Origin of the sequence: Paenibacillus sp. PL2-23 (genome assembly GCF_040834005.1) — a bacterium.
GTDB lineage: Bacteria > Bacillota > Bacilli > Paenibacillales > Paenibacillaceae > Pristimantibacillus.
The window spans coordinates 320,963-342,996 of record NZ_CP162129.1 but is presented as its reverse complement, the minus strand read 5'-3'; the positions used below and the strand labels follow the sequence as shown (position 1 = coordinate 342,996).

Annotated in this window: 16 protein-coding genes and 3 pseudogenes; 9 read left to right on the top strand and 10 right to left on the bottom strand. The window is 47.2% G+C overall.

The annotated features are described in order from the left end of the window. The first annotated feature begins 200 nt into the window (after window positions 1–200). From AB1S56_RS01510 to AB1S56_RS01495, 4 genes and pseudogenes are all read left to right on the top strand, one after another. Window positions 201–1,496: pseudogene (locus tag AB1S56_RS01510) on the top strand (IS110 family transposase). A gap of 407 nt (window positions 1,497–1,903) precedes the next feature. After that, on the top strand, window positions 1,904–2,764 hold the full coding sequence (locus AB1S56_RS01505; protein ID WP_340873765.1) for a UTP--glucose-1-phosphate uridylyltransferase: 861 nt from the start codon (window positions 1,904–1,906) through the stop codon (window positions 2,762–2,764). Between the two features lie 9 nt (window positions 2,765–2,773). Next, window positions 2,774–4,534 carry an ABC transporter ATP-binding protein gene (locus AB1S56_RS01500; RefSeq protein WP_340873767.1) on the top strand — a complete coding sequence of 587 codons (1,761 nt, stop codon included), beginning with the start codon at window positions 2,774–2,776 and terminating at the stop codon, window positions 4,532–4,534. Beyond that, on the top strand, window positions 4,527–6,251 hold the full coding sequence (locus AB1S56_RS01495) for an ABC transporter ATP-binding protein (protein WP_340873768.1): 1,725 nt from the start codon (window positions 4,527–4,529) through the stop codon (window positions 6,249–6,251). The genes AB1S56_RS01500 and AB1S56_RS01495 overlap by 8 nt, the downstream gene beginning before the upstream one ends. Before the next feature lie 168 nt (window positions 6,252–6,419). On the opposite strand, the gene AB1S56_RS01490 is transcribed toward AB1S56_RS01495, so the two are convergent. From AB1S56_RS01490 to AB1S56_RS01475, 4 genes are read right to left on the bottom strand one after another with little or no spacing between them, the layout of a single operon-like run. Beyond that, window positions 6,420–6,626: a DUF5348 domain-containing protein gene (locus AB1S56_RS01490; protein WP_367903463.1), complete on the bottom strand. Its 207-nt coding sequence runs from the start codon at window positions 6,624–6,626 to the stop codon at window positions 6,420–6,422. A gap of 17 nt (window positions 6,627–6,643) precedes the next feature. Beyond that, window positions 6,644–7,444, bottom strand: coding sequence for an ExeA family protein (locus AB1S56_RS01485; protein ID WP_367903368.1), 801 nt, complete (start codon window positions 7,442–7,444; stop codon window positions 6,644–6,646). Further along, the gene (locus AB1S56_RS01480; RefSeq protein ID WP_367903367.1) at window positions 7,437–8,792 is read right to left on the bottom strand and encodes a DDE-type integrase/transposase/recombinase; all 1,356 of its coding nucleotides are present in this window, start codon (window positions 8,790–8,792) and stop codon (window positions 7,437–7,439) included. The genes AB1S56_RS01485 and AB1S56_RS01480 overlap by 8 nt, the downstream gene beginning before the upstream one ends. A 46-nt stretch (window positions 8,793–8,838) precedes the next feature. After that, window positions 8,839–9,261, bottom strand: a complete 423-nt coding sequence (locus AB1S56_RS01475; protein ID WP_340869355.1) for a DUF6431 domain-containing protein — start codon at window positions 9,259–9,261, stop codon at window positions 8,839–8,841. A gap of 412 nt (window positions 9,262–9,673) precedes the next feature. Between AB1S56_RS01475 and AB1S56_RS01470 the strand changes: the two genes are divergently transcribed. Next, a complete protein-coding gene (locus AB1S56_RS01470) occupies window positions 9,674–10,306 on the top strand; it encodes a YdcF family protein (RefSeq protein ID WP_340873625.1) in 633 nt (210 codons plus the stop codon). Window positions 10,307–10,455: 149 nt separating this feature from the next. On the opposite strand, the gene AB1S56_RS01465 is transcribed toward AB1S56_RS01470, so the two are convergent. After that, window positions 10,456–11,256 carry a DeoR/GlpR family DNA-binding transcription regulator gene (locus tag AB1S56_RS01465; RefSeq protein WP_340873622.1) on the bottom strand — a complete coding sequence of 267 codons (801 nt, stop codon included), beginning with the start codon at window positions 11,254–11,256 and terminating at the stop codon, window positions 10,456–10,458. Between the two features lie 127 nt (window positions 11,257–11,383). Here AB1S56_RS01465 and AB1S56_RS01460 point away from each other — a divergent pair, with 127 nt between their 5' ends. After that, entirely contained in the window at window positions 11,384–12,121 is a 738-nt protein-coding gene (locus AB1S56_RS01460; protein ID WP_340873621.1) for a class II aldolase/adducin family protein, read from the top strand. A gap of 444 nt (window positions 12,122–12,565) precedes the next feature. Here AB1S56_RS01460 and murA read toward each other — a convergent pair whose 3' ends face one another. The 5 genes and pseudogenes from murA to AB1S56_RS01435 all read right to left on the bottom strand — a co-directional run bounded on the left by murA (window position 12,566) and on the right by AB1S56_RS01435 (window position 17,023). Further along, complete coding sequence (gene murA / locus AB1S56_RS01455; protein ID WP_340873620.1) at window positions 12,566–13,873, bottom strand: UDP-N-acetylglucosamine 1-carboxyvinyltransferase; 1,308 nt, start codon at window positions 13,871–13,873, stop codon at window positions 12,566–12,568. 392 nt (window positions 13,874–14,265) lie between these two features. Next, a pseudogene (locus tag AB1S56_RS01450) lies at window positions 14,266–15,744 on the bottom strand (IS5 family transposase). Between the two features lie 206 nt (window positions 15,745–15,950). Then, window positions 15,951–16,283, bottom strand: a pseudogene (locus AB1S56_RS01445) (transposase); the annotation flags it as partial. Between the two features lie 75 nt (window positions 16,284–16,358). Then, the gene (tnpB, locus tag AB1S56_RS01440) at window positions 16,359–16,697 is read right to left on the bottom strand and encodes an IS66 family insertion sequence element accessory protein TnpB (protein ID WP_340873619.1); all 339 of its coding nucleotides are present in this window, start codon (window positions 16,695–16,697) and stop codon (window positions 16,359–16,361) included. Window positions 16,698–16,708: 11 nt separating this feature from the next. Continuing rightward, the gene (locus AB1S56_RS01435; protein WP_340873618.1) at window positions 16,709–17,023 is read right to left on the bottom strand and encodes a helix-turn-helix domain-containing protein; all 315 of its coding nucleotides are present in this window, start codon (window positions 17,021–17,023) and stop codon (window positions 16,709–16,711) included. Window positions 17,024–18,272: 1,249 nt separating this feature from the next. On the opposite strand from AB1S56_RS01435, the gene istA reads away from it, so the two are divergent. The 3 genes from istA (at window position 18,273) to AB1S56_RS01420 (ending at window position 22,027) form a co-directional block, all read left to right on the top strand. Then, entirely contained in the window at window positions 18,273–19,754 is a 1,482-nt protein-coding gene (istA, locus tag AB1S56_RS01430; protein WP_340873616.1) for an IS21 family transposase, read from the top strand. Continuing rightward, window positions 19,751–20,494: an IS21-like element helper ATPase IstB gene (gene istB, locus AB1S56_RS01425; RefSeq protein WP_340873615.1), complete on the top strand. Its 744-nt coding sequence runs from the start codon at window positions 19,751–19,753 to the stop codon at window positions 20,492–20,494. The genes istA and istB overlap by 4 nt, the downstream gene beginning before the upstream one ends. Before the next feature lie 522 nt (window positions 20,495–21,016). After that, window positions 21,017–22,027: a glycosyltransferase family 2 protein gene (locus AB1S56_RS01420; RefSeq protein ID WP_340873614.1), complete on the top strand. Its 1,011-nt coding sequence runs from the start codon at window positions 21,017–21,019 to the stop codon at window positions 22,025–22,027. Window positions 22,028–22,034 lie beyond the last annotated feature (7 nt).

The following is a 22,034-nucleotide window of genomic DNA, read 5'->3' as shown; positions in this document are numbered from 1 at the left end:
CACTGTGAAAAATGCAAACAAATAAATGTAGATGTCGAAGAAATGTGTTCGGAATGTTTAAAGACTTATTATTTACTGCGAACCTTTTAAGGAGCCATTCCTGTAATGAAGTAATTTGAGCTTTGAACGAAAAAAGCACCTCTTGTATACTGGGAAACGTTCCGGCAAGAACAATCCCACATACGAAAGAGACGCTCAACATGAAGTATAAACTTAAGCAGAAACAGATTCAACGTATTACACAAATTACCGATTCAACGCTCGTAGTAGGAGCAGACATCGCGAAGAAGATTCATGTGGCTCGGGCAGTAGATTTCCGCGGTATTGAACTCGGAAAAGACTGTACGTTCCACAATGATGCGAGCGGGCTGATGAAACTTGCGACTTGGATGAAGGACCTTAAACAAGCTCATGAAAAGACGGAGATCGTCTTTGGAATTGAGCCCACCGGGCACTAGTGGTTCCCATTAGCAGCGTACCTGAAGGAGCAAGGTATTAAAATCGTTGTCGTTAATCCGCACCACGTCAATAAAAGCAAAGAGTTAGAAGATAACTCGCAGACGAAGAGCGACTACAAGGACGCGAAAGTCATCGCCGATCTCATTCGCAATGGAAAGTACTCTGAACCGAATCTGCCGACAAAAGAGTATGCAGATCTCCGGATTCTAATGAATCTCCGAGAAAAGATGTCGGTAAGCCTAACGCAAGTTAAAGGTCGTATCGTCAATTGGTTTGACCGCTTCTTCCCGGAGTACACAAGTGTCTTCAAAGTCTGGGAAGGCAAGGCATCGCTTATGACGCTCAGAGCGTTTCCGCTGCCCGCTGAGATTAGGGCTAAGGGCTCCAGGGTCGTCCTAGAGCATTGGAAGACAGAAGTGAAACGAGGAGTAGGCATAAAGCGGGCGGAGAAGCTCGTGGCTACAGCCGCCACCTCAATCGGTCTTACAGAGGGCGTAGAGGCAGCTCGAATTGAACTGGCCGTCTTGTTGCAACAATACGACTTGTTTAGCGAGCAGCTCGAGACAACCATGGCAAAGGTGCTGGAGATCCTCGAGAGTATTCCGGGCACTGCACAGATGTTGTCGGTGCCAGGCGTCGGAGTGGTGACGGTAGCAGGGTTTCTGGCTGAAGTTGGGGATATCCACAACTACGACCATGGGCAGCAAATCATTCGTTTAGCCGGTCTGAACTTGAAAGAAAATAGCTCCGGCAAGAGAAAGGGTAGGACCGGAATAAGCAAGCGAGGGCGCTCGCGTCTACGAGCGCTGCTGTTTCGGGCCGTGATGCCGATGGTGGCTAAGAATCCTGCGTTCAAGGCGCTTCATCATTACTATACGACGAGAAGTCAGAACCCGCTGAAGAAGAAACAGTCCATCATCGCATTATGTGGAAAGCTTATCCGAATTCTTTTCACGTTAGGAACACAGCAGAAAGAATACGATGCAAATGATGTAATAGGGCCGGTTCGTCAAGCTCAGATACAAATGGCAGCTTAATCAAAGCATGACCTGTTAACTCACGATAAACTCAATCAATAGCTAAGACAACGGAAGCACTGGAGCAGCCGAAGGACTACAATCCATAAGGGCAACGACCCTGTAAAGGAGCAAGAATCGGCATCCACCCCTTGAGAGGTAGAACGAAGGAATGTAAGGGCATAGACCCAGCGTGACATGGGAGGGTAAACCCCGAGGGTGAATGTGGATATCCAACTGTGCGATCATAACGAATTATCCACAGTTTTGGAGTCTGACATCCTAAGCTCTATTCCCGCCTACGCTCTGACTTCAGTCAGTTGCCTAGGCCACATTCTCCATATTTACCGCTCAAGCTGTCAAAGTTGAAATATTGAGAATACGTGAGGAAACAGGAGAAAACATTACTTTATAGTGGGAGGAGACTTATGAAACTACGGAAAGCTGTTATACCGGCGGCTGGTTTGGGAACGCGATTCCTACCGGCCACAAAAGCTATGCCAAAGGAAATGTTGCCCATCTTGGATAAGCCTTCTATTCAATTAATTGTTGAGGAGGCGTTGTCCGCTGGGTTGGACCAAATCTGCATTATTACGAATCAACGGAAGTATAATATCGAAGCTCATTTCACGCAGTCGACAGAACTGGAGCAGCATCTTGAAAGAAAAGGAGATTTGGCTCGTCTAGAGTTGGTCAGAAATTTGTCTAAGATGGCTTCTATAGAATTTGTATCCCAAGATAAGCCGCTAGGTCTGGCGAACGCCATCGAATGTGCGAAAGATTTTGTCGGCACGGAACCATTCGCCGTTCTCCTAAGCGACGAAATCACTTCGACACATAACCCGTGCTTGAAGAGCATGGTAAATGTATATAACAAGATGAAGTCTCCGGTATTAGGAGTGCAACAGGTTCCGCAGAAAGATACGGTTAAATATGGAATTGTGTATCCCGGAAAATCGGTGGAACAAGGGGTATACGAGATTTCTGATTTTGTCGAGAAACCGCCACATGCTCAATCAAATCTCGCATCCATAGGCAGATACATTCTACCGGCATCATTCTTTGATTACGTAAAGACAATCAACCTTAGTTTAAGGGGCGAGTACGAAATTGCAGATGTACTCAAAAAAATCATGAACGACGGCTCGATTTACGCATATTTATACGACGGACAAAGATTCGATATCGGCAGCAAGACAGGTTACCTACTTGCCAACCTTCACCTTGCGATGGAAGACAGAGAACTACGAGAAGCAGTTGAAATGTCTAAATTAATAAGCAGTTACTAGGAGGGACGCATGGCGTTCAGATCTAAGATTAAGGTGTACTCGTGGATACTAAGTGAATTCTTTGCTCAAAAGTTACAGGTTATTCACCTTATTTTAATTAGCTTGTTTATTGCCGTTACGGAAATTCTACTCCCCAAATGCGTCGAATATTTTATAGATTGGATCGTTCCAAGCAAAGACATTTCCGATTTTGTATTGCTCTTAGGTGTATTTCTGTCCGTGGTATGCATTAATATATTGCTTAAAGTCCGGCATAACTATCTACAAAGGAGAATCGGCGAGATATCCGCTAAGTGTCTTCTTAAGAAGACACTTAGTCACCTTAGAATACTGGATTTTAAATACTCTCAGGATCATACGGAGGGAGAGATTCTGTCGCTGTTTAGCACAGACGTTCCCTCCGTAAGTAAGCTCTTCAACAGACTTTTTCCTCAAATCATTCAATGCACATTACTATTGATAGTAATATGTACATTTCTTTTAATGTCATCTACGAATTTAACCTTAGTCTTTTTTATGTTTCTTCCGCTTTATTATATGTGTTTCCGTAAGTTAGAAGACAAACGCATTCAAGCAGCCGGGCGCTGGGTGGTAGGGCGGAAAGAACTAAACAGCAAAATTCATGAAAGTATCAGCGCCCTGCCAGATCTTAAAGCCTTCGGTAGCGCGGGATGGGATTACAAGAGGTTTCTGCTAAAGGTAGAACAGTTTATTAAAGTGTGGAAAAAACAAGTATTTACTAATTTTCTCACATTATCTATCCGTCAGCTATTTCTTTCAATTGGTACACTTACCGTATATATTGTGGGAATTTTGTTAATTGGTCGTAATGAAATGTCCGTGGGACAATTTATTAGTTATTTATTTATGTACCATCTGCTCATCCACAATGCAGTACAACTTCTAGAGACGATTTCGGAACAATCGGGAGTTTATTTTAATGCACAACGTGTTTACTCGTTTCTCCATGAAGAGCCCGTACGTAAGGAATCTTCCGTTGATAATTTAGAAGCATCAATTGAAATCAATGGGGAAATTGAATTCGTAAACGTATCTTTCGGTTATCAATCGCAGACCGATGTAGTTGAGAATGTGAATCTCCGAATTGGAGTCGGCGAGAAAGTAGTGCTGGTCGGAGAAAGTGGGAGTGGAAAGACGACATTATTGCAATTGTTAGGCGGTCTCTATGAGCCTCATAGAGGAGATATAACCATAGGAGGAACCTCGATACGAAATATATCCAAGAAACAGTTAAAGGCTTCAGTCGGTTATGCGTTCCAAGACCCCTTCTTATTTGGCCTTTCCGTACTGGAGAATATACGATTCGGCAAACCCGATTCGAGTGAACTCGAAGTCATCAATTCTGCAAGACTGGCGGATTGTGAACGATTTGTACAAAAGATGCAACATCAGTATAATACTACTCTCAGCGAGAGAGGATCTTCGCTGTCCGGAGGTGAAAGACAGCGTATTTCGTTAGCACGGTTATTTTTAAAAAATCCAAGAATCGTTCTTTTAGATGAGGCGACGGCAGCACTTGATTCGGAATCCGAGCGCAAAATCATGTCGTCAATTAACACATTATTCGGGGATAGAACGGTCATTGCTATAGCGCATAGGCTGTCGTCAATCAAGTATTTCGACAAAGTGTTTGTAATGGAACGAGGGAGAATTGTGGAGTCGGGAACTTACGAGGAACTCATTAAGAGACAGGGGAAATTTTATTATATGCTAAAGAATAAGACTATAGCGGAGAATCAATATGCATAAGTATGCTTGGATTGTTCCGTACTTGAATGAAAACAAATGGAGACTTTTTCTTGGCATCCTTTTTGCAATAATCGAGGCTGGGCTAGGCATTGTGCTCTTATCTATTGAAAGAACTATCATCGATGATATCATTGTGTCTGGTAATACGAAAATAATTCCCGAAGTTTTCTCTATATTTATTTCATTAGCCTTGTTATATTTTGTATTTATGTTTCTTTCGCCCTATCAGAATTTCATCAATCAATTTTCAATCTTCAAACGATTAAATCAAGATTTGATGCGAAAAGTGCAATCGAAAACCATTATCGACATTCAGCAGGAACGCACGGCGAAGCTCGCCAACATCGTTGGATCAGATATTTTGGGTGTGTCGAGTACAATAGCGGACTATATTCCAAACTCCTTACGTACAATTACAAGAGTGGTCGTCTTGGTAACGATGTTTACTTACTACACCCCTTTATTAGCTTTAGTTGCAATCATGGTAAGCGTTATTTATTATATCCTTGCCGCGCGTTTCTCTTCTCGTATTCAATCATCGGCCAGAGAAGTACAAGAAAAGAGGGCCCAACTGTTAGTTGAGATCCAAGAAAGCATTGCATCGACACGTGAAGTGTTAGTATATGACAGGATCGATTGGGAGCAGAGGAAACTCGACAAAGCATACAATAAATACTATCGGCAAGTAATGCTGGAAGGTAGGATCGTGAATCAGCAATTTGCCGCCGGGGATATGTTAAGGTGGCTTCCCACGGTTTTCCTGTTCGTCTACGGCGGAATTATTCTTATATATTCTTCTATTACTATCGGCACATTCATTATTTTGTATCAATTTACCTACCAGCTCATGTTCTCGCTCCAAGAACTGTATAATGCCGCTATGAAGGTTTTTGGAAAGTTGGCTCATATCGATCGAGTCGGAAGGTTAATGGGGCAACAACCGGCAAGGTCGCTTGAGTTTACTATCGAGGAACCAATAAAGAGCATACGCTTTCATGATGTTTATTTAATGTATCCTGAAGCTGCCAACTATGCCTTAAAGGGACTCTCTTTTCACATACCTATGGGAAAATCGATCGCCATTGTGGGAAAAAGCGGTTGCGGGAAATCGAGCATTGCAAAACTACTGATTCGCTTTACCCCGCCTACTAGTGGAAATATCACAATTAATAATTACCCGATCGAGCAAGTATCAAATGAAAGTTTAACTTCTAAATGTGCGGTAGTACTTCAAGATCCCTACATCTTTAAAGAGAGCGTAAAAAACAATGTGCTTCTTGGTAATGAGGTTTCCGAAGGGTACTTGTCACAGGTACTGGATGATGCTTGCGTCAATGACTTTATTTCAACTTTTCCAGATGGTTATGATACAGTCGTCAGCGAAAGAGGAAGCACGCTTTCAGGGGGGCAAAAGCAGAGAATTGCTTTGAGTCGAGCCTTGCTGCGTAATCCGGAACTGCTGATATTGGACGAGGCAACTTCCGCTTTAGACTTACAAACGGAACTAAAAGTGCTAAATAAACTACATGAAGTTCGCAAAGGGAAAACCACCATCTATATTACGCACAATCTGCGCACGATTAAAGAAATGGATCACATTATTGTACTTGATGAGGGCAAGGTTGTGGGGGAAGGTACGCATGACCAACTCATTAACACGAACAGTTGTTACCGGGATTTAATAGGCCATACACTCCAAGTAAGTAATACGAAATAGTACGAACGCAAACATCTAATGGTTAACAGCATTCCTGAGGAACGGTGTTACTGCTGATCCATACTGTCCAGAAAATGATCGCGTTAGTTATCCAAGGTCTGATCGTAATCATGTCCATAGAGATTCAATGAATGGGAAAGCCAAGAAGTTTCGGCTTTCCCATTTCTGTTAAACGAATCGAATATGGTAAACTTCTTTATTCCTCAAGTTAAATCGCGTTTCTCTCATGATCACGTACCAATATCGGTCAAGCTCGAGTCGACAGGGAATGCCACGATCTCCAATGCGAATTTCAAAACATTCACCGCAATAAACAGGATAAGCTTTCTCTCCTAGCAGGACAAACCAACTATTCGCGTCCCGATCGTAGGTCATCTGGTTCCAAGGCTCGTTCATGACAATTCACCCTGAATCACGTGCTTCACCATATGATCGTCAATGATGCGGCGCTTGATCTGGGCTCCGTAGATGAGGCAATGAGTGCTCAACTTGTTGATGAGTCTGGCCGATCCGCCCGAGAATCGGTAAACTTCATTTACCGCCTCATCAGAGAATATCTCATGATTGGTGCCGGCATACGCTAACTGACGCTTCAGATATTCACCGACTTGGGAACGGTCGAAATAGGGCAGCTTGCACTGCAAGTCAATCCGCTGACGAATCGCTGTGTAGGATTGAAGACGAAGCTTTTCCCATAGCTCGTTCTGCCCGACTAGAATTAGCGCCATGGGGCTTTGCGCATCCATCTTGAAGTTGAGGAGAAAGCGCACTTCCTCCAGCATCTCCCGATCGAGCAGATGGGCTTCATCTACGACGACAACCGGTTCCAGTCGATGAATGCCGCGCATGAGTTCCACTTCGCGATGCAACTGACGCTTCGCATCGCCTCGGTAGAACTTCGACTCGCATCCGAGTTGTTCGAGCAACCCTTTGTAGAAGTGGCGCGGCGTTAGCTTGGAGTCCGACAGGTACAACAGCTTATACTTCGCTGCATCCAGCATGGCGGCAAAGCGGCGGACTGTTGTTGTCTTGCCCGTCCCGCAGTCGCCGCTAATGACGGCGAATAATTGGCGCTCAGCAGCGTATTGCAACCGGTCCAGCATCTCTTCCATAGCACTCGCCGGATAAAGCTCTGTCACGGGAATATCCCGAGCAAATGGTGTACGGGTCATGTCGTAGAAGGATTCAAACATCCTTGCCAGCCTCCTTCCTCAGCATGCGGTAGGAGACGGCCGGCGTTTGGGTTTGTGCGCGCTCGTCATGCTTCCGCTCGGCACCTCGGAGCAAGCGGGATTCCGTTGCTGACTGCTTCTGCAAATGCTCTGGAAGGGCCGGCCGCTTGCCAGCCCTTTCTCCAATGATGAGCTCCCGTGCTTGCCAAGGCGTACATCCCTCGTATTCGATCGTCACTTCTGTGATATCTGCCGGGTCATAGACGACTTGAACCGTTTGCCCAATGAACAACAGCCCAACTTCATACTTCTTGCCTTGAAAGCTGATACAGCCGGCCTTATCCACTTTCCGCTGTTCCGCGTGGAGGAAGCTGGCCGCGAGGTGCTCGGAATTTACGAACTGAAGCGCTGCCGGATCGCTCCGAAACGCAGCTTCGGGTGTTTGTTTGTTCGCCAGCGCGGCATGGGGTTTATTCTGGTAGCACTCCGAAAGCCATACTTGGAACCAGTCGTTAAGCTCGGTGAGTGTCTTAACGTTCTCAAGCGCGACCTCGTCCAGAAAGCTCTGCACAGCGCCGTTTAGACGCTCAACCTTGCCTTTACTTTCCGGAGAGTAGGGCTTGGCAAAGAGCAAGCGAATACCGAGTTTCGCGCACGTCCGGTTCATCCAAGTCGTGCGGTATTGCTTGCCGTTGTCGAAGTACACGGCCTCTGGGACACCGTATTTCTCGATCGCTCTTCGGAAACTGTCCTCGACGATGGCTTGCTCCATCGACGCGTAGAAGGCTCCATGCAGCACATACCGCGTCGCGTCATCCACGAATAACACCAGATAGACTTGTTTCTTCGAACCGCCAGGACCAATGGGAAGGTACGGCCCATACTTGATGTCACTCTGCCATAAGCGATTGCGGGACTGCTTCTGAAAGCGCCGCGCGGCCGTACCGCCACCGGCATACATCCGCATCTGCCTTGAACTGTAACCGCGCCTGGTTAATCTCGCCTGCAGGGTGCTGCGTTTAATTATTCCAGGTGCGATCTTCTCCTCCCATTCGAGGATCTGGATAATTTGGCGCACACTCCGCTTCGGCACCTCCCGCCGAAGCAGGATCGCTTCTTCCAGCACCTCAGTTGGTATGGTGTCTGGCAGCGGCTTCCGGCCTTTGGGTTTCGGCTTGAGTCCGTCGAACCCATCCTTGCGATATTCGGCCAAGTACCGGCGCAGCGTCCTCTCTGATAAGCCGGACTGCGCACAAATGGCCGACTTTAACTGAGCCGCCTTCGCCGCATCCAGACCGGATGCTAGGAGCGGCGACAGCAGTTGAAAGCGTTCCGCCGCAACCTTGTCCGATTTCTTTTGTCTGTTCATCCTCATGCCTCCATTTACTAGGGTTAGCATGAGTCTAAAACAAGCTTCAGCGGACAGACAGGCAGAACGGGTCTGTAACCCAAAGATTTAAATTGGCGATGGGGCGGACAGTTCTTCTTAGCCACCCGGCTGCGTCACCGACATACCGTCCTAAAGCGTGGAGTGCGGACTGCGGAGCAACGGACGCTTGCTGCACAGGGAGCTGGAACTGGATGCTAATCGCCTGAAGCGCTGCTGCTGCATACGCCGCCCATACCCGAAACCAAGCCAGCCATCTAGAAAGGGTGGATTCGTCTGCGGCTACTACTAAAGCATCTGGCTCTACTAAGGCATTTTCGATGCTTTCAGCGTCATACCGCTTGTAGGGGACAAGCAGATCTGGCAGCTCATGATGAATTCTTGCGCATGACCTACAGTACAACCTCCGAATGATGAGCTTCGCTCGTTCTCCGCTACTTCTGTACCACACCCGCCCCCGACTGCCCGCTACCTCTAACCAGCAGCCGCAGCAGGGACAGGGAACCAATTCCGCACTCCTAACAAAAAACGCCGGTCGCAGACTCCTTCTCAACCAGCGTGAAATCTGATACAATGACCATATTCTTGGGGTGACGCTTCCGGTTATGCTGCTCGTAACAGCATGACGATTACGGAAGCGTTTCTTCTTTCTTTAGACTGATAGTATGGTCACTATATCGGTCTAATTTCGGACATTTATGAACGTCAACTTCCGGCTATTAATGGACGGCAGAAACAGAACGGCATTGCCGATCCATTGGAATGCTGTTTTAGTTTAAAGAAGTTTTGAAAAATGAAACAAAATGAATTATATTGAATAATGATGAATATAATATAGGGAGAAAGATGAAGGGGGATGAATCATGATCCGTGAAATTTCCAAGGAACCGCCGGTTCCAATTTTGAATGATGATCAAATTGCTACAATCACAGAAGCCGTGTTTATGAAAGAGATCGTCGATGAGCCAAAATGTGATGTTATTTTCGTTTTTGGAGGTAAGCATCCCGGTCATTGGTTGACAGCAATTTCCGCGTATAGGAAGGGGCTTGGGTCGCGCATTATTGTTACAGGAGGCTTGACCAATAACAACAAACGCGCTGGGATATCTGAGGCAGAAATAATAAAGCACCATCTATTAGAGGCGGATATCCCGCGGGAAGTCATTCTCTTGGAAACAAGGTCGTGTAATACGTTAGAAAACGTATTGTTTGCGAGGGATTTATTCGATTTTTCGAATGTCCGCTCGCTTCTTTTCGTATGCAAAAGTCATTCCGCCGGCCGGCAATACCGTACCTTAAAGAAACATCTCAGTCCCGATATAAGGTACATTCCCGCGATCTTTGATACGGAATACCAAGGAGTTAAGATTCGTCGGGACAGCTGGGCAGACACGGAAATCGGGAGGTCTCGCGTTTACGGGGAGTACTTGCGAATTTGTCGCTATGGAGACCGAGGTGACATTGAAAGGTTAGAAGATCGTCTTAGGCTTGATTAAAGTGTACTTTACCACTGGACAGACAAGAAATAGTGCATGTGCATTAAAGGAGAAAAATATGCAATCCCGTCACACAAGAAATCATTCAGATTAAATGACGTAAAACGGCGACCGTTCTCTGGTGTTAATCAGAGAACGGTCGCCGTTTTTTATTGGCAATCTTCTGTGCTATTATTGTCTCCTTGTGTCTCCACCGGAGCAATGGCGACTTCGACTCCAAGTTTTCGAATGGACTCAACGATATCCTGGGGTGTTTCTTGATCCGTAATGATTAGATCAAGTCCATGGATCGGGACAGATCGGACGAACATATCAGTACCGAATTTATCATGAGGTGCCAATCCTATCGCCATGTTTGAAACCTCGCACACGGCTTGAGCGAAGTTTGCGGCTTCGAATGAGGAGTTACTGAATCCCTTTAAGGTGATCCCTCCGCCGGTAATAAAGCAAACATCAAGCGATAATCGTCGAATCTGTTCGAGTGCGTAAGAGTCGTTAACGTTTCCCGATAAGCGGTTTAATTTCCCCCCTATAATATAAGATTCAATGTTGGTAATTTCCCGAATGGACTGCGATACTTTGAGGGAATTGGTAACAACGGTGTATGGAAAATGTCTTGGGAGGTATTTCAGCATCCCGTAGTGAATTCCTGCACCACCTATAAAGACAGTATCGTTTTTCTGAATGTAACTGGCTGCGAAACGAGAAATCGAGTTTTGAAGCAGGCTTCCCTCAGAATAGCGTTCTTGATCGGGTAAGGGGACTCTTCGAATGATCGGAACAGCTCCGCCGTATGCTTTTCTAAGAAGACCTTGCTCTTCCATAATCGTCAGATCTCTTCGAATAGAATCGACGGAGATATTAAATTCGCGAGCTAAGGACCTCGCGACGACCTTTTGATCTCTCTCCAATATCTTAATAATGGCTTGCCGGCGTTCTTCCGCTAACATCAGTGCACCCCTTTCAAGGATAGTACATGGGTGTTATTTCAAAATCATATTATACCATTCATTATTAGTTACGGAAGGCGGTTTTATATCGCCAATCATGATCAAAAAGACGATTTGGGAGGTAAAAATGAAAAAGTTCGACAGTATTCGAAATTCGGAACTAAAAAAGTTGGAGTCCATTCAAAGCACAATTAAGGAACTTGCTCAGCGTCTGTACGACTGGAATTACATTGACACCACAGGGGGGAGTTTCAGTGTTCGGTTTCGCGACGGCGAGAATACTTTTGCGCTTACGCCCACACATTCCGGATTTCGGCGGTGGAGTCTAAATGAAGGATTGGTCGTACTCGACGAAAATTGCAACCGGGACCCGCTCTCTACTTCTAGCCAACCTGGTCATCCAAGCGCTATGGTCCATGCCGAAATCTATAAACGTTTCCCTTTCGCGAATGCGGTGATTCATACCCACTCGCCGTATTCGCTAACGTTCGCCGCCAACAAACAAACAATTAAACCTTACACTCTGCAATCGCAGGTTTTGGGAGAAGTTCCGTGCGTCGAGGGGAACGACGATTTTACTCCCACGAAGCATCGCGATTTTGTCGGAGAAACCGAGTACTCATTTACTGACGGTATGGCCGGCTTTAAACATACATTTCGCGGTTTTTCGGCGTTAAAGGAGAATATGATCGAATTCCTTGAGCCGCGCGCGGCCGAACTGGAATCTCACGGGCTCGCATTTACTAATCACAAACATGGTATTTTCGTAATTGCAAGAACGCTGGATGAAGCATTCGATAATTTGATCAGAATTGAGAGGAATGCGCAGGTCCAGCTGTTAAGCCGTCTTCTTCCCGCAACATAGGGAAGCACGATCTATTTGAGCAAATAAGAACCCTTCTTGGAACGATAGGGGCTACCCTTTAGCGTGATACCAATAAAAACACCTCAAGAGATTGCAGCCATGTCGTAGGATATGGACTCAGCCTTGGGGTGTTTTTACGTAACAAGTTCAGTTAGATATGTGTTGCAGTATGATTCAATCTTCTACTCGCTTCAGTAGCGTACTGAACAGGGCGCTGTCTGTACTTTCGCGTTTCACTAGCCAGCAGGAACAGATAAGCTATTTTGACTCGTAAGGATACGCCAGTTGGTAATGCCGCCCCCATTGAATTCTTTAACGCTAAAGTTCAAAAATTACATTCGCATTCAAGCGAAACAAAACAACCAATCGCCCATAGATTTTCGGCGACTGGTTGTGTAGATTCCTTCAAGGTGTTTCGACTCCTGCGGTTCTTATATTGAAAAATTAACCGATATTGGACTGGAAATGTTCTCCCCCCTCTTGGGTGTATGGATTGACTCCTTCGACCATTTTGAGGTCTACGTGAAGCGTATCGAACATTTGGACGACATCTTCGTAGCCGCGTTCGATATGTTCCACTCCTGTGATGCATGTCTTTCCTTCCGCAAGTAAGGCAGCCATGATGAGAGATGTTCCGGCTCGGACGTCGCTGGCATGGACGACTGCACCTTTCAGCGGACGTCCTCCCGAAATGAGAGCGACCCCTGTCCGTGTTTTGATCTCGGCCCCCATTCGAATGAAGTTCGAAATGTGGTTGAACCGGTAGGGGTAGATCTTATCGGCGATTATGCTTCTACCCTGTGCTCCTAGCAATAGACTTGAGATCGGTTGCTGCAGATCCGTTGCGAATGCCGGATACATGCCGGTGCGTATCCTTACGGGTCTTAATTTATTTGCTCCGAATGCTGTGATGCTGTGATCCTTAATGTCGAATTCAAGACCAATCTCTTCTAACTTGCTGAGGCAGGAAGCAAGGTGTTCAGGTATTGCTCCCATGACCGTAATTTCATTTTTCGCAATCCCAGCGGTCATAAGCATAGCACCTGCAATAAGACGATCCGGGATCACGGCATAGGTGCAACCTCCAAGTTGTTCAACTCCAATGACGGTGATCTCGCTCGTACCGGCCCCTTTAATCTTTGCACCCATCCGATTCAAGAGGTTGCAAACGTCCACAACTTCGGGATCTTGGGCTACATTTTTTAAAACGGTTTTGCCACTTGCCAACACAGCGATCAAAACAGCGTGTATTGTGGCTCCGCATGTTATCACGTCGAAGAAAATCTCAGTTCCACGTATGTGGTCTGCGGTCACGTTGTAATAATTCTCATGCTCTGCGACCCTCGCGCCAAACGCGGTCAACAATTTTAGGTGTTGATCGATCGGACGGGAAACAAAATCGTCTCCGCCGGGGTAACCAATCGAAACAGCGCCACATTTCTTAAGCAATGCGCCGACGAAGTAATAGGAAGCTCTAAAGGTTGCAGTCTTTTTGAAGTTCAACTCCCCTGACCGCACTGGACGCGCATCAACTATAAAAGTGTTCTTGTCGGGTTTAGTAATTAAGATACCGACTTCTTCTAAGATCTCTTTGATTACACGAGTATCGTAAACGTCCGGGATACCTGTCAGCGTGACCGGTTCATCGGCCAAACATGCAGCGGCTAGTAACGCGAGGGAACTATTTTTCGATCCTGGGACTTCAAATGTCCCCCTTATTTTTCTTGATTGCTGAACTTCTAACCATCTCATATCGTTTCAGCCTCTTTCCATAGAATATAACTTCATTTTATTTCATGTTTTTTCGTTTTTCTACTCATTTTTATTCTGTTTAATACTTTATGTTTCTGTAGTGAAACGAAGAGGCAACGAATGGGCAACTATATCCATATTAGAACCAAGAAGAAACATGAAGAATACTGCAGATGCATTATTGGAACGGTTCATGGCTCCCTAAATAGGGATCGTAAGTGTAGGCGTGTTAATACAAGTGAATTATTGAGATCGACTACTTCCCCTAGTACCCTAAACATGAAAAAAACAAGGAGTTGAGCGTGTATGAACGAGGTTGTATTAAGTGACATTGGGGAAAAGAAGCTTATTCAGAGCGTTATTAAACCATTATTTAGGGCTTGCTGAACGAATCATATTGCAGCTGTTTTGGGTAAGCGGCCACGCAGAGCGGATATGAGAGACACTATGAAAAACGGGGCAAAAAGAGCCCGTAGCCGGCGCTCAAGGTTCATAACGAGGAACTGCAGGCTGATGACGGTCTCACTCGTCGATTGAAGGCGTGCTCGAATACGACCAAGCCCATAGCAGCGCTTGCCCTCACCAAACTTCCCTTCAATTGCGTTGCGCTCCGAAGCATCTGCTCGTGCGATTCGCTTGGACTCACTCTGGCTAGCAGATGGGCGCCCGAGCTGCGGGCCGCTGAGCCGGATTCCCAGTTGCTTGCAGTAGCGCAGGTTCTCACGGTTTCGGTAGATCTGATCGGCGAGCACAGCTTCAGGGTAGAATCCGAATCGTCTGCGGTACGCTTCAATTGAATCCTGTAGCGTCAAGCCTTCGTTGTAGTTGTCCCACTCGCACTTCTCTTCAAATGCGAAGCCGTTCACCAAGCTGATTGCGACCTTTGCACCGAACTCAACGCTCGCCTTGGCCTTGCCGCGAACGATGGGGCGAACATGCGGTTGCGAGATGTTGACAATTCGGCCCGCCACACTGTGAGAACGTACTTCGTACATCTGCCGCTGCTGGCGGTACAACTCCTGTATGACCAGCAGCTTGCGGTAGAGCTCCTTGGGCAAACGAGACAGCTGGTCTCCCGTTACCAGTGCGGCAATGCTTCGCAGGTTTCGTGCCACATAACGCAGTTGCTTTCCGATTGCTTTGCGCAGGACGTTCGGCTTCACACGTCGCTGCTTGGAAACAGCGAGGTAGGCCTTACGCGCTTCCTGGCGATAGGTTCTTGGCTTTTTGCTCTTCCCACGCAATGGCTCGTGGAGTGCATCAATGATAAGCTCAAGCTTTTGTCGTGCATCGTTCAAGAGCGACAGATCTGTCGGGTAAGCCATGTCAGCAGGTGCACACGTTGCATCCAGCAGCAACTTGCCTTGGTGCAGCGGCGCCTCTTCTGACGCGATAGTCGGTTCAGCGGATGCACCGCCGCCTTTGGAATCGCCATCGTCTCAGTGATCCTCGTCGGCCTTCGCTTTCGCCTCTTCGACCGCAATCCATTCATTGACTTCCTGGATGACCTCGCTGCCGAGACGTTTGCGGAAATGCGTCATGAGCGAAGCATGGAATGGACGCCGATGTTGATAGCCCGGCAGGCCAAGGAAGTACTGTAGGTACGGATTTTCCAAAATCTGTTGAAGCGTCTCGCGGTCGTCGGTCCCCAGGCGTTCTTGTATAATGAGCGCACCTAGCGCGACACGAACAGGCACAGCCTTCTGACCTTTCAAGCTTTTCTTGAACGACTTGGCGTATTTCTCTTCAACCTTTGCCCATGGTATCATGGCGGCGAGCAATACCCACCGATTATCGTCACTTAACTTGCCGCCGAACGGCAAGAAGAAATCTCCTGGCAGAACCATTTGGCCTTCAGTTCGTTGAAACATGATTTTGTCCTCCAGATGCACGGTTTTTACCGGACTGGCTACCGGTTTCCTTGCATCTTACTTCGACAAAAAAGGCCTCAAACCCTTGTTATTACTGATATTTTTGTTTGTTCAGCAAGCCCTAATTATAAGCGAAAAGATGCACAGCCTCCTCAAATTTCTTGGGGGTCTGTGCCTCTTTCATGAAAACGGACTTTTTCAGTGGCCTCCTCTTTAGCAAGGCGGTATTCTACCGTCTCCGTCGGCAGATGTTCGAGCATCGTTTCGCGCTGACCTTGTTGCTTCTTACGATGGTAGGTGATCGTCTCGAGCTCAGGCTCCGGTGCAGAAGGGTTAGCCGCGGCCTCCGCCTCATTGAACAGCTGCAGCTGATCCGGATGAGTTTGTTCGCTGGAGGTGCCGAATCGCTTCTGCTGGCTAAGACGGAATTGTTCTTCGAGCCACGAGAGCTTCGCGGTCAATTCAGCGACCTGATTCTCCAGCTTTGTATTTTGTTGTTGAAGTTCTTCCATGGGGGGCTGTGCTGTTTGTTTTTCCATAGCTATACGTTTTCGGGGAAACCGCCGAGACTCCTGCCGTCTTTCGCGAACACAGGATGGCGAAATCCCGAATCTTCATACGACCGTGCGAGCAGCAACGGCCCGATGCGCTCTTCGTTGTTCAATTGAGAGTCCGTCGAGCAGCCAACGCAACTCACGACGAGAGATGGTCATTGTGGATGCGATTCCCTCTGCCGGCCATTGAAAGCGACCGCGCTCCAACCGTCGGTAGTAAAGCCAGAATCCATTGTGCTCCCAATGAAGGATTTTTAATTTGTCCCGCTCACGATTGCAGAACACAAAGAGTGCCGACGAAAACGGATCGAGATCGAAGCCTTCCTTGACGAGGACGGCCAAACCGTCAATGGATTTGCGAAGATCGGTATTGCCGCGAGCCAAGTACAATTGATCCATGCGGATCTCTTCTAGCATACGGTCTTCAGCGTTCGGACGACGTCAGCTAACAGAGCAGCGTCATATCCAGATCTAACTTCGATCGTTACGGCTCCAACTTGAATCACCAGAGACGACGAAACAACGGGTTGCTCGCGCACCTCGATCGCCACCCACGGCGCCGTATCTCCACCGGAGCCTTCGTCGGCAAACTTTCGCATCCAGTTGTACAGCTGGCGCCGGTTAATTTGGTTCTGAGTGCACCAAGCCGTCGCTTTCTGTCCACTGGCTCGGTAAGCTGCAATTCTGGATTCCCAGAGCTGCCGTCGGTCTAATTGCGTAGACATAAAAAAATCCTCCTCACATTATTCTGAGGAAGATTATCTCATGACCGTATCGGCCGCCATAGGTGGGGAAGGTTTGACGCTTACCTAACTCCTTGAGATTATCTTATTTCGCCCCCTTTTCGGGGCGTTTTCTTTTTTGCTACTTTTTGGTCTAGCATCGGTTCTTTGTATGGCTTACCCGATCCGTAAGACTGCGGCTTTCGGCATCGTGAAAGCGATGGGTGGTTCTTTGGCATTCGAGAATGAGGTAGGAAAAGGGACGGTATCGTTTGTCACATTGCCATTTGCACAAGCCGCAACGCCTACTTATCGTATTTGGCGTCATGATGCCGCTTTACCCCAAAATTTTGTACAAGGGCAAAACTTTATCCCCTGGTTGGTTCCAGCCATAACTCGCGACATATTTCGGCCGAAAATTTCTGAGGATGTTTGGAACTTCTGGATGCCCCCGTTTCTTACAAAAAATAACAGCTCACCAAGAGGTGGTTCTCAATTACCTCGGGCACCGCGCAAATAAATCATTCTAGATTTCGTTTCCACACAGGGTAGACAGCTCCCTACCTACTGAGTAATATTTGTAACGTTATCTTTTACTCTTTTCGACGGGGTACTCAGAACTTCATATTCCATTCGTATAACCTCGCAGGGCTGGTGCCCGGGCATAGGGCGAGGGTTTCTACAGGGGGCCTTAACTTCCTAACTATGTAGTCATGAAACGACATTCCTCGTTTCAGACGACGAGGTTAGGATTCTTTACGTCCGGTCAGCTATAAAGGCCAATCATGATAAAAAAGCACAACACCATTACATCTTCTGCAGAAAGGGTCGACAAAAGAATGAAGTACTTGTGTCACAGAGCTCGTAGGGGCAATGAGTTATGGGATATAATCGACGATCGTGGTGCTATCCTACGGGCAGGGCTATAACTTGGGAGAGGTAGTGGGAAGCCAACTTCTGACGGAATTTATCCTGTCGTGGGCACTTGCTTTTTACACCAGATTCACAAAGCGTAAGAAGGCGCGCTTGACTGGTCAGCAACATCTCGGGACTGACCCGAACTGTTTATGATCAAATAGAAATGTAGGTTTCGATCAATAAAAATTCCTTATTGCGATCAACAGAAAATCCCTGTTTTGATCATTAGGAATTCATTGCTCGGAACTGGTAATTTTCTTGGTTAGGGAGCTCTCCCTGTGTCATCATCATCTAGCCGATATACCTCCTTGTACTGCAACAAGGAGGAGAAAGGATGACGAAGAGCATGGAGCAGATTCACCGAATCAAAGAACTGCAATTGCAACAGATGGGACCGTATCAGATCGCAAAGGAACTGGGGCTGGACCCAAAGACTGTCCGCAAGTATATGGAGCAGGAGGACTTCTCTTCGAAAGCGCCGATAGCGGAAGTTCGCGTATCTAAGCTCGACCCATACAAAGCAACAATTGAGGCTTGGCTGAAGGAGGATGAGAAGAACCGCTACAAGCAGCGACATACGGCTCAGCGCGTATACGATAGACTCTGCCGCGAGCATTCCGGCTTCGATTGCTCCTATCCGACCGTCGTTCGTTTCGTCCGAGAGACACGTCAGAAGCATAAGCTTAGCAAGGATGGGTTCCTGGAGCTGGAGTGGCATCCAGGCGAGGCACAAGCTGACTTCGGGGAATGCGATGTGATTCTGAACGGAACCCGCAGCGCTTGCAGATACCTCGTCGTATCCTTCCCGCAGAGCAATGCTGCCTTCGTTCAGTGTTTCCTCGGCGAGACAGCGGAATGCCTCTGCCAGGGACTTATGGATGTATTCCAACATGTCGGAGGTGTGCCGAAACGCTTGGTACTCGACAATGCCACGGGCGCAGGGAGGCGGATTGGTGAGACCGTGAGGCTGACGCAGCTGTTCCAGCGTTTTCAATCCCATTTTGGCTTTGAGGTCACCTTCTGCAACCCTGCCAGCGGGCACGAGAAGGGGAACGTAGAGAACAAGGTCGGTTATGTCCGACGCAATTACTTCGTCCCCCTCCCCTCAGCTCCGTCGCTCGTGGAATGGAACACGGATCTGCTGCAAATGTGCGATCTGGACAACCTCCGCGAGCATTACAAGAAGGATAAGCCGATCTGCGAGCTCTTCGAAGCGGATCGGCACGCCTTTCGGCCGTTGCCTCGCCTTCCATTCGAAGCCTGTCGATATGAGCATCTGAAGACGAACGGGTACGGTAAATTCGTGCTCGATGGCAAGCATACATACACCTCATCGCCGATGTACGCCGAAGAAGAGATTGTCGTTCGTGTCGGTGCTCACTACGTAGAGCCTCTCGATGCGGCAGGGGAAGCCATCTCCCGCCACCCCCGGCAGTTCGGGAGTATCCGCACCGATACGGTCGATTGGCTGACGATGCTCGATTCACTAATTGCCAAGCCAGGCGCTTGGAAGAACAGCACGATGCGTTCTCAGATGTCTTATGACGTACGTGACTATATGGACGATCTGGACCGCAGTGGACTTCGGCAGGCGCTGCGCATGGTGAAGGAGCTCTCGGAACGCTATGGCCTAGACGTCGCCGTGACGAGCTTGCAGGAGACGATTGTGCGGCGGAGAGCAGACGGCATCTCGGCGAACACCGCCATGATTGCTGCACGGATCGCCGGCTTCGGATTAGATACGGCAGCAACGCCTGGGCCGGATATGCGGCTGTATGACGATGCACTAATGCCAGTACCGACAGGAGGTTTATGATGGACCGAAGCCATATTCGAAGTGAAATCTCTCAATTTTGCAAGCAACTGATCTTGAGCCAGAATGCCGTACGGCTGTGTGATCTGGAGGCGACCCCAAAGCAGGAGGAGTTTTTACACCAGGTGTTCCGGGAAGAACTAGAGCACCGAGAACGCCTGCGCAAAGCGCGCTTATTCCAACGAGCTGCCTTCCCCATTCGCAAGACGCTGGAAGACTATGAATTCCATTCATTGCGTCTCCCAACGACATTAAGTACGGACGAACTGACCTCGTGTCAGTTTGTCCGTGACAAGAAAAATCTTGTCCTGTTCGGTCCTGTTGGCACAGGGAAGACACATCTGGCGATTGCCTTAGGCGTAAAGGCATGTACATTGGGTATGGCAACGCGTTTCTTCACGGCGGCGACCTTAGTCACACGTCTGAGCGAGAGCAAGCGTGCCGGCACGCTTGAGCGAACAATGAAAGACTTGGAGAAGGCGGAGCTTGTCATTATTGATGAGTGGGGCTACCTGCCGATGGACCGAGAGGAAGCTCAATTGCTTTTTCAGGTGATAGCATCGAGTTACGAGCGCCGGAGCCTGGTGCTGACGACTAATCTAGAGTTCTCCAAATGGGGGAGCATTTTTACGGACGACCAGATGGCGGCGGCCATGATAGACCGACTGGCTCACCATGGACAGCTTGTTGTATTCGAGGGGGAAAGCTACCGCCTAAAGCACGCACTCATGCGCCAAAAATGACCGAGACCACTGGAAATTCAGCAGGGAATTCTGATGATTAGACCAGGGAATTCCTGATGATTACACCAAGGAAAAGTCGATGATTAGACCAGGGAAAAAGCGATGACCAAACCAGGGAAATCTACTTGACAAAACACACCCGAACCAAACATCCCAACTGTTAACATGGAAACACCGCCTCCTGTCAATGGCTGCGGGGACGCCAAACGTCATCACCGGGCTCGTGTATTATCACTCGCTGAGTTACATTCCAGCATCATTCTTGAGAATACGTGTCGAATAGCTAACCTGATCAAACTGTGAGGTGTTGATACTGGTTGCTATACAAATTAGCAAGTTCATGCTCGACTCTCGGAAATATTCCGTGCTACACGTACATTCTGTCGCGATAAAGTGTCGGCGTCTTTTCACGAAGGCGCCGACTTTATATATAACGGGCAGATAATACATAAGGGTTATAGTTCATTTGCCTTCCTAAGGTCATAATTATTATGTACTTGAGTCCAGAAAGGAGAAAGAGCAATGAAAAATGTCAGTGTTATCATGCCCACATATAACAAAGCGGATTATCTCGAGCTAACGCTAGCTTCTTTCTGCAGCCAAACAAATTCGAATTTTGAGATTGTCGTAATTAACGATGGAAGCACCGACGAAAGTGAAACAGTTGCTAAACGCTATAAAAATAAACTTAATCTGAAATACATTAAGATCAATAATAGCGGTAGATCAATTGCTAGGAATAAAGGGATTGAAGCATCGGAAGGAGACGTAATCCTATTTAATGACGATGATAGGATTGTTTCGCCTTCCTTCATTGAAGAACATAATCGTTCAATTAGTGAGGGCGGTGAAAAATCAATCGTAATTGGTTGGAAACATACGCTCCTAACGATTCTTAAGAAAAATATCTCTATCAAACAGAAAGATCTATTGGAGATTATTAAAAAGAATACAGACATTATTCCAAAGCTTTATCCTGAGTCTCCAATTCAATTAGTATTCCCTGAGGACCTAGAAACATTTGATTATAACAAGGTCTCTCGTTTTCAAATGAACGATGGTCATGATAATTTCCCGGATTATTTCCGAGATTACGGGAAAGACTTGAAAAACTTTCATTTCAAATGGCTTTTAGGTACAACCGCCAATATGTCTCTAAATAAATCTTTCCTGCTAGAAACAGGTTTGTTTGACGAGCGATTTAAAGGTTGGGGAATGGAAGACACGGAACTGAGTTATCGTCTTATTGATAACGGTGGGGAACTGATCTTTAACCCATTGGCAGTAAATTACCACCAAACTCATCCAAGAGGCACGTGGAATGATATCGTAAAGAATCTCCGAGAAAATACGGTATACTTTTGCGAAAAGTTTATGAGATTGGATACACTTTTATTTTATCGATGGTCAAAACAAGATATTCAAATGAAAGAAGCAAATATGTTAATGGATTTGGCCACTGGAAACGAGAACGTAATGCGAGAATTACATTTCATATACAGCCGTTTCTTTCAAAACAACAGGGAGTCGTAAAGCCAGA

Bases quoted from the DNA above. Each gene is read 5' to 3' on its own strand.
- AB1S56_RS01435 (WP_340873618.1), bottom strand. From the start codon at position 17,023: ATGTCTACGCAATTAGACCGACGGCAGCTCTGGGAATCCAGAATTGCA.
- AB1S56_RS01485 (WP_367903368.1), bottom strand. From the start codon at position 7,444: ATGTTTGAATCCTTCTACGACATGACCCGTACACCATTTGCTCGGGAT.
- AB1S56_RS01480 (WP_367903367.1), bottom strand. From the start codon at position 8,792: ATGAACAGACAAAAGAAATCGGACAAGGTTGCGGCGGAACGCTTTCAA.
- tnpB (WP_340873619.1), bottom strand. From the start codon at position 16,697: ATGGATCAATTGTACTTGGCTCGCGGCAATACCGATCTTCGCAAATCC.
- AB1S56_RS01420 (WP_340873614.1), top strand. From the start codon at position 21,017: ATGAAAAATGTCAGTGTTATCATGCCCACATATAACAAAGCGGATTAT.
- istA (WP_340873616.1), top strand. From the start codon at position 18,273: ATGACGAAGAGCATGGAGCAGATTCACCGAATCAAAGAACTGCAATTG.
- istB (WP_340873615.1), top strand. From the start codon at position 19,751: ATGATGGACCGAAGCCATATTCGAAGTGAAATCTCTCAATTTTGCAAG.
- murA (WP_340873620.1), bottom strand. From the start codon at position 13,873: ATGAGATGGTTAGAAGTTCAGCAATCAAGAAAAATAAGGGGGACATTT.
- AB1S56_RS01495 (WP_340873768.1), top strand. From the start codon at position 4,527: ATGCATAAGTATGCTTGGATTGTTCCGTACTTGAATGAAAACAAATGG.
- AB1S56_RS01490 (WP_367903463.1), bottom strand. From the start codon at position 6,626: ATGACCTACGATCGGGACGCGAATAGTTGGTTTGTCCTGCTAGGAGAG.
- AB1S56_RS01500 (WP_340873767.1), top strand. From the start codon at position 2,774: ATGGCGTTCAGATCTAAGATTAAGGTGTACTCGTGGATACTAAGTGAA.
- AB1S56_RS01470 (WP_340873625.1), top strand. From the start codon at position 9,674: ATGATCCGTGAAATTTCCAAGGAACCGCCGGTTCCAATTTTGAATGAT.
- AB1S56_RS01465 (WP_340873622.1), bottom strand. From the start codon at position 11,256: ATGTTAGCGGAAGAACGCCGGCAAGCCATTATTAAGATATTGGAGAGA.
- AB1S56_RS01505 (WP_340873765.1), top strand. From the start codon at position 1,904: ATGAAACTACGGAAAGCTGTTATACCGGCGGCTGGTTTGGGAACGCGA.
- AB1S56_RS01460 (WP_340873621.1), top strand. From the start codon at position 11,384: ATGAAAAAGTTCGACAGTATTCGAAATTCGGAACTAAAAAAGTTGGAG.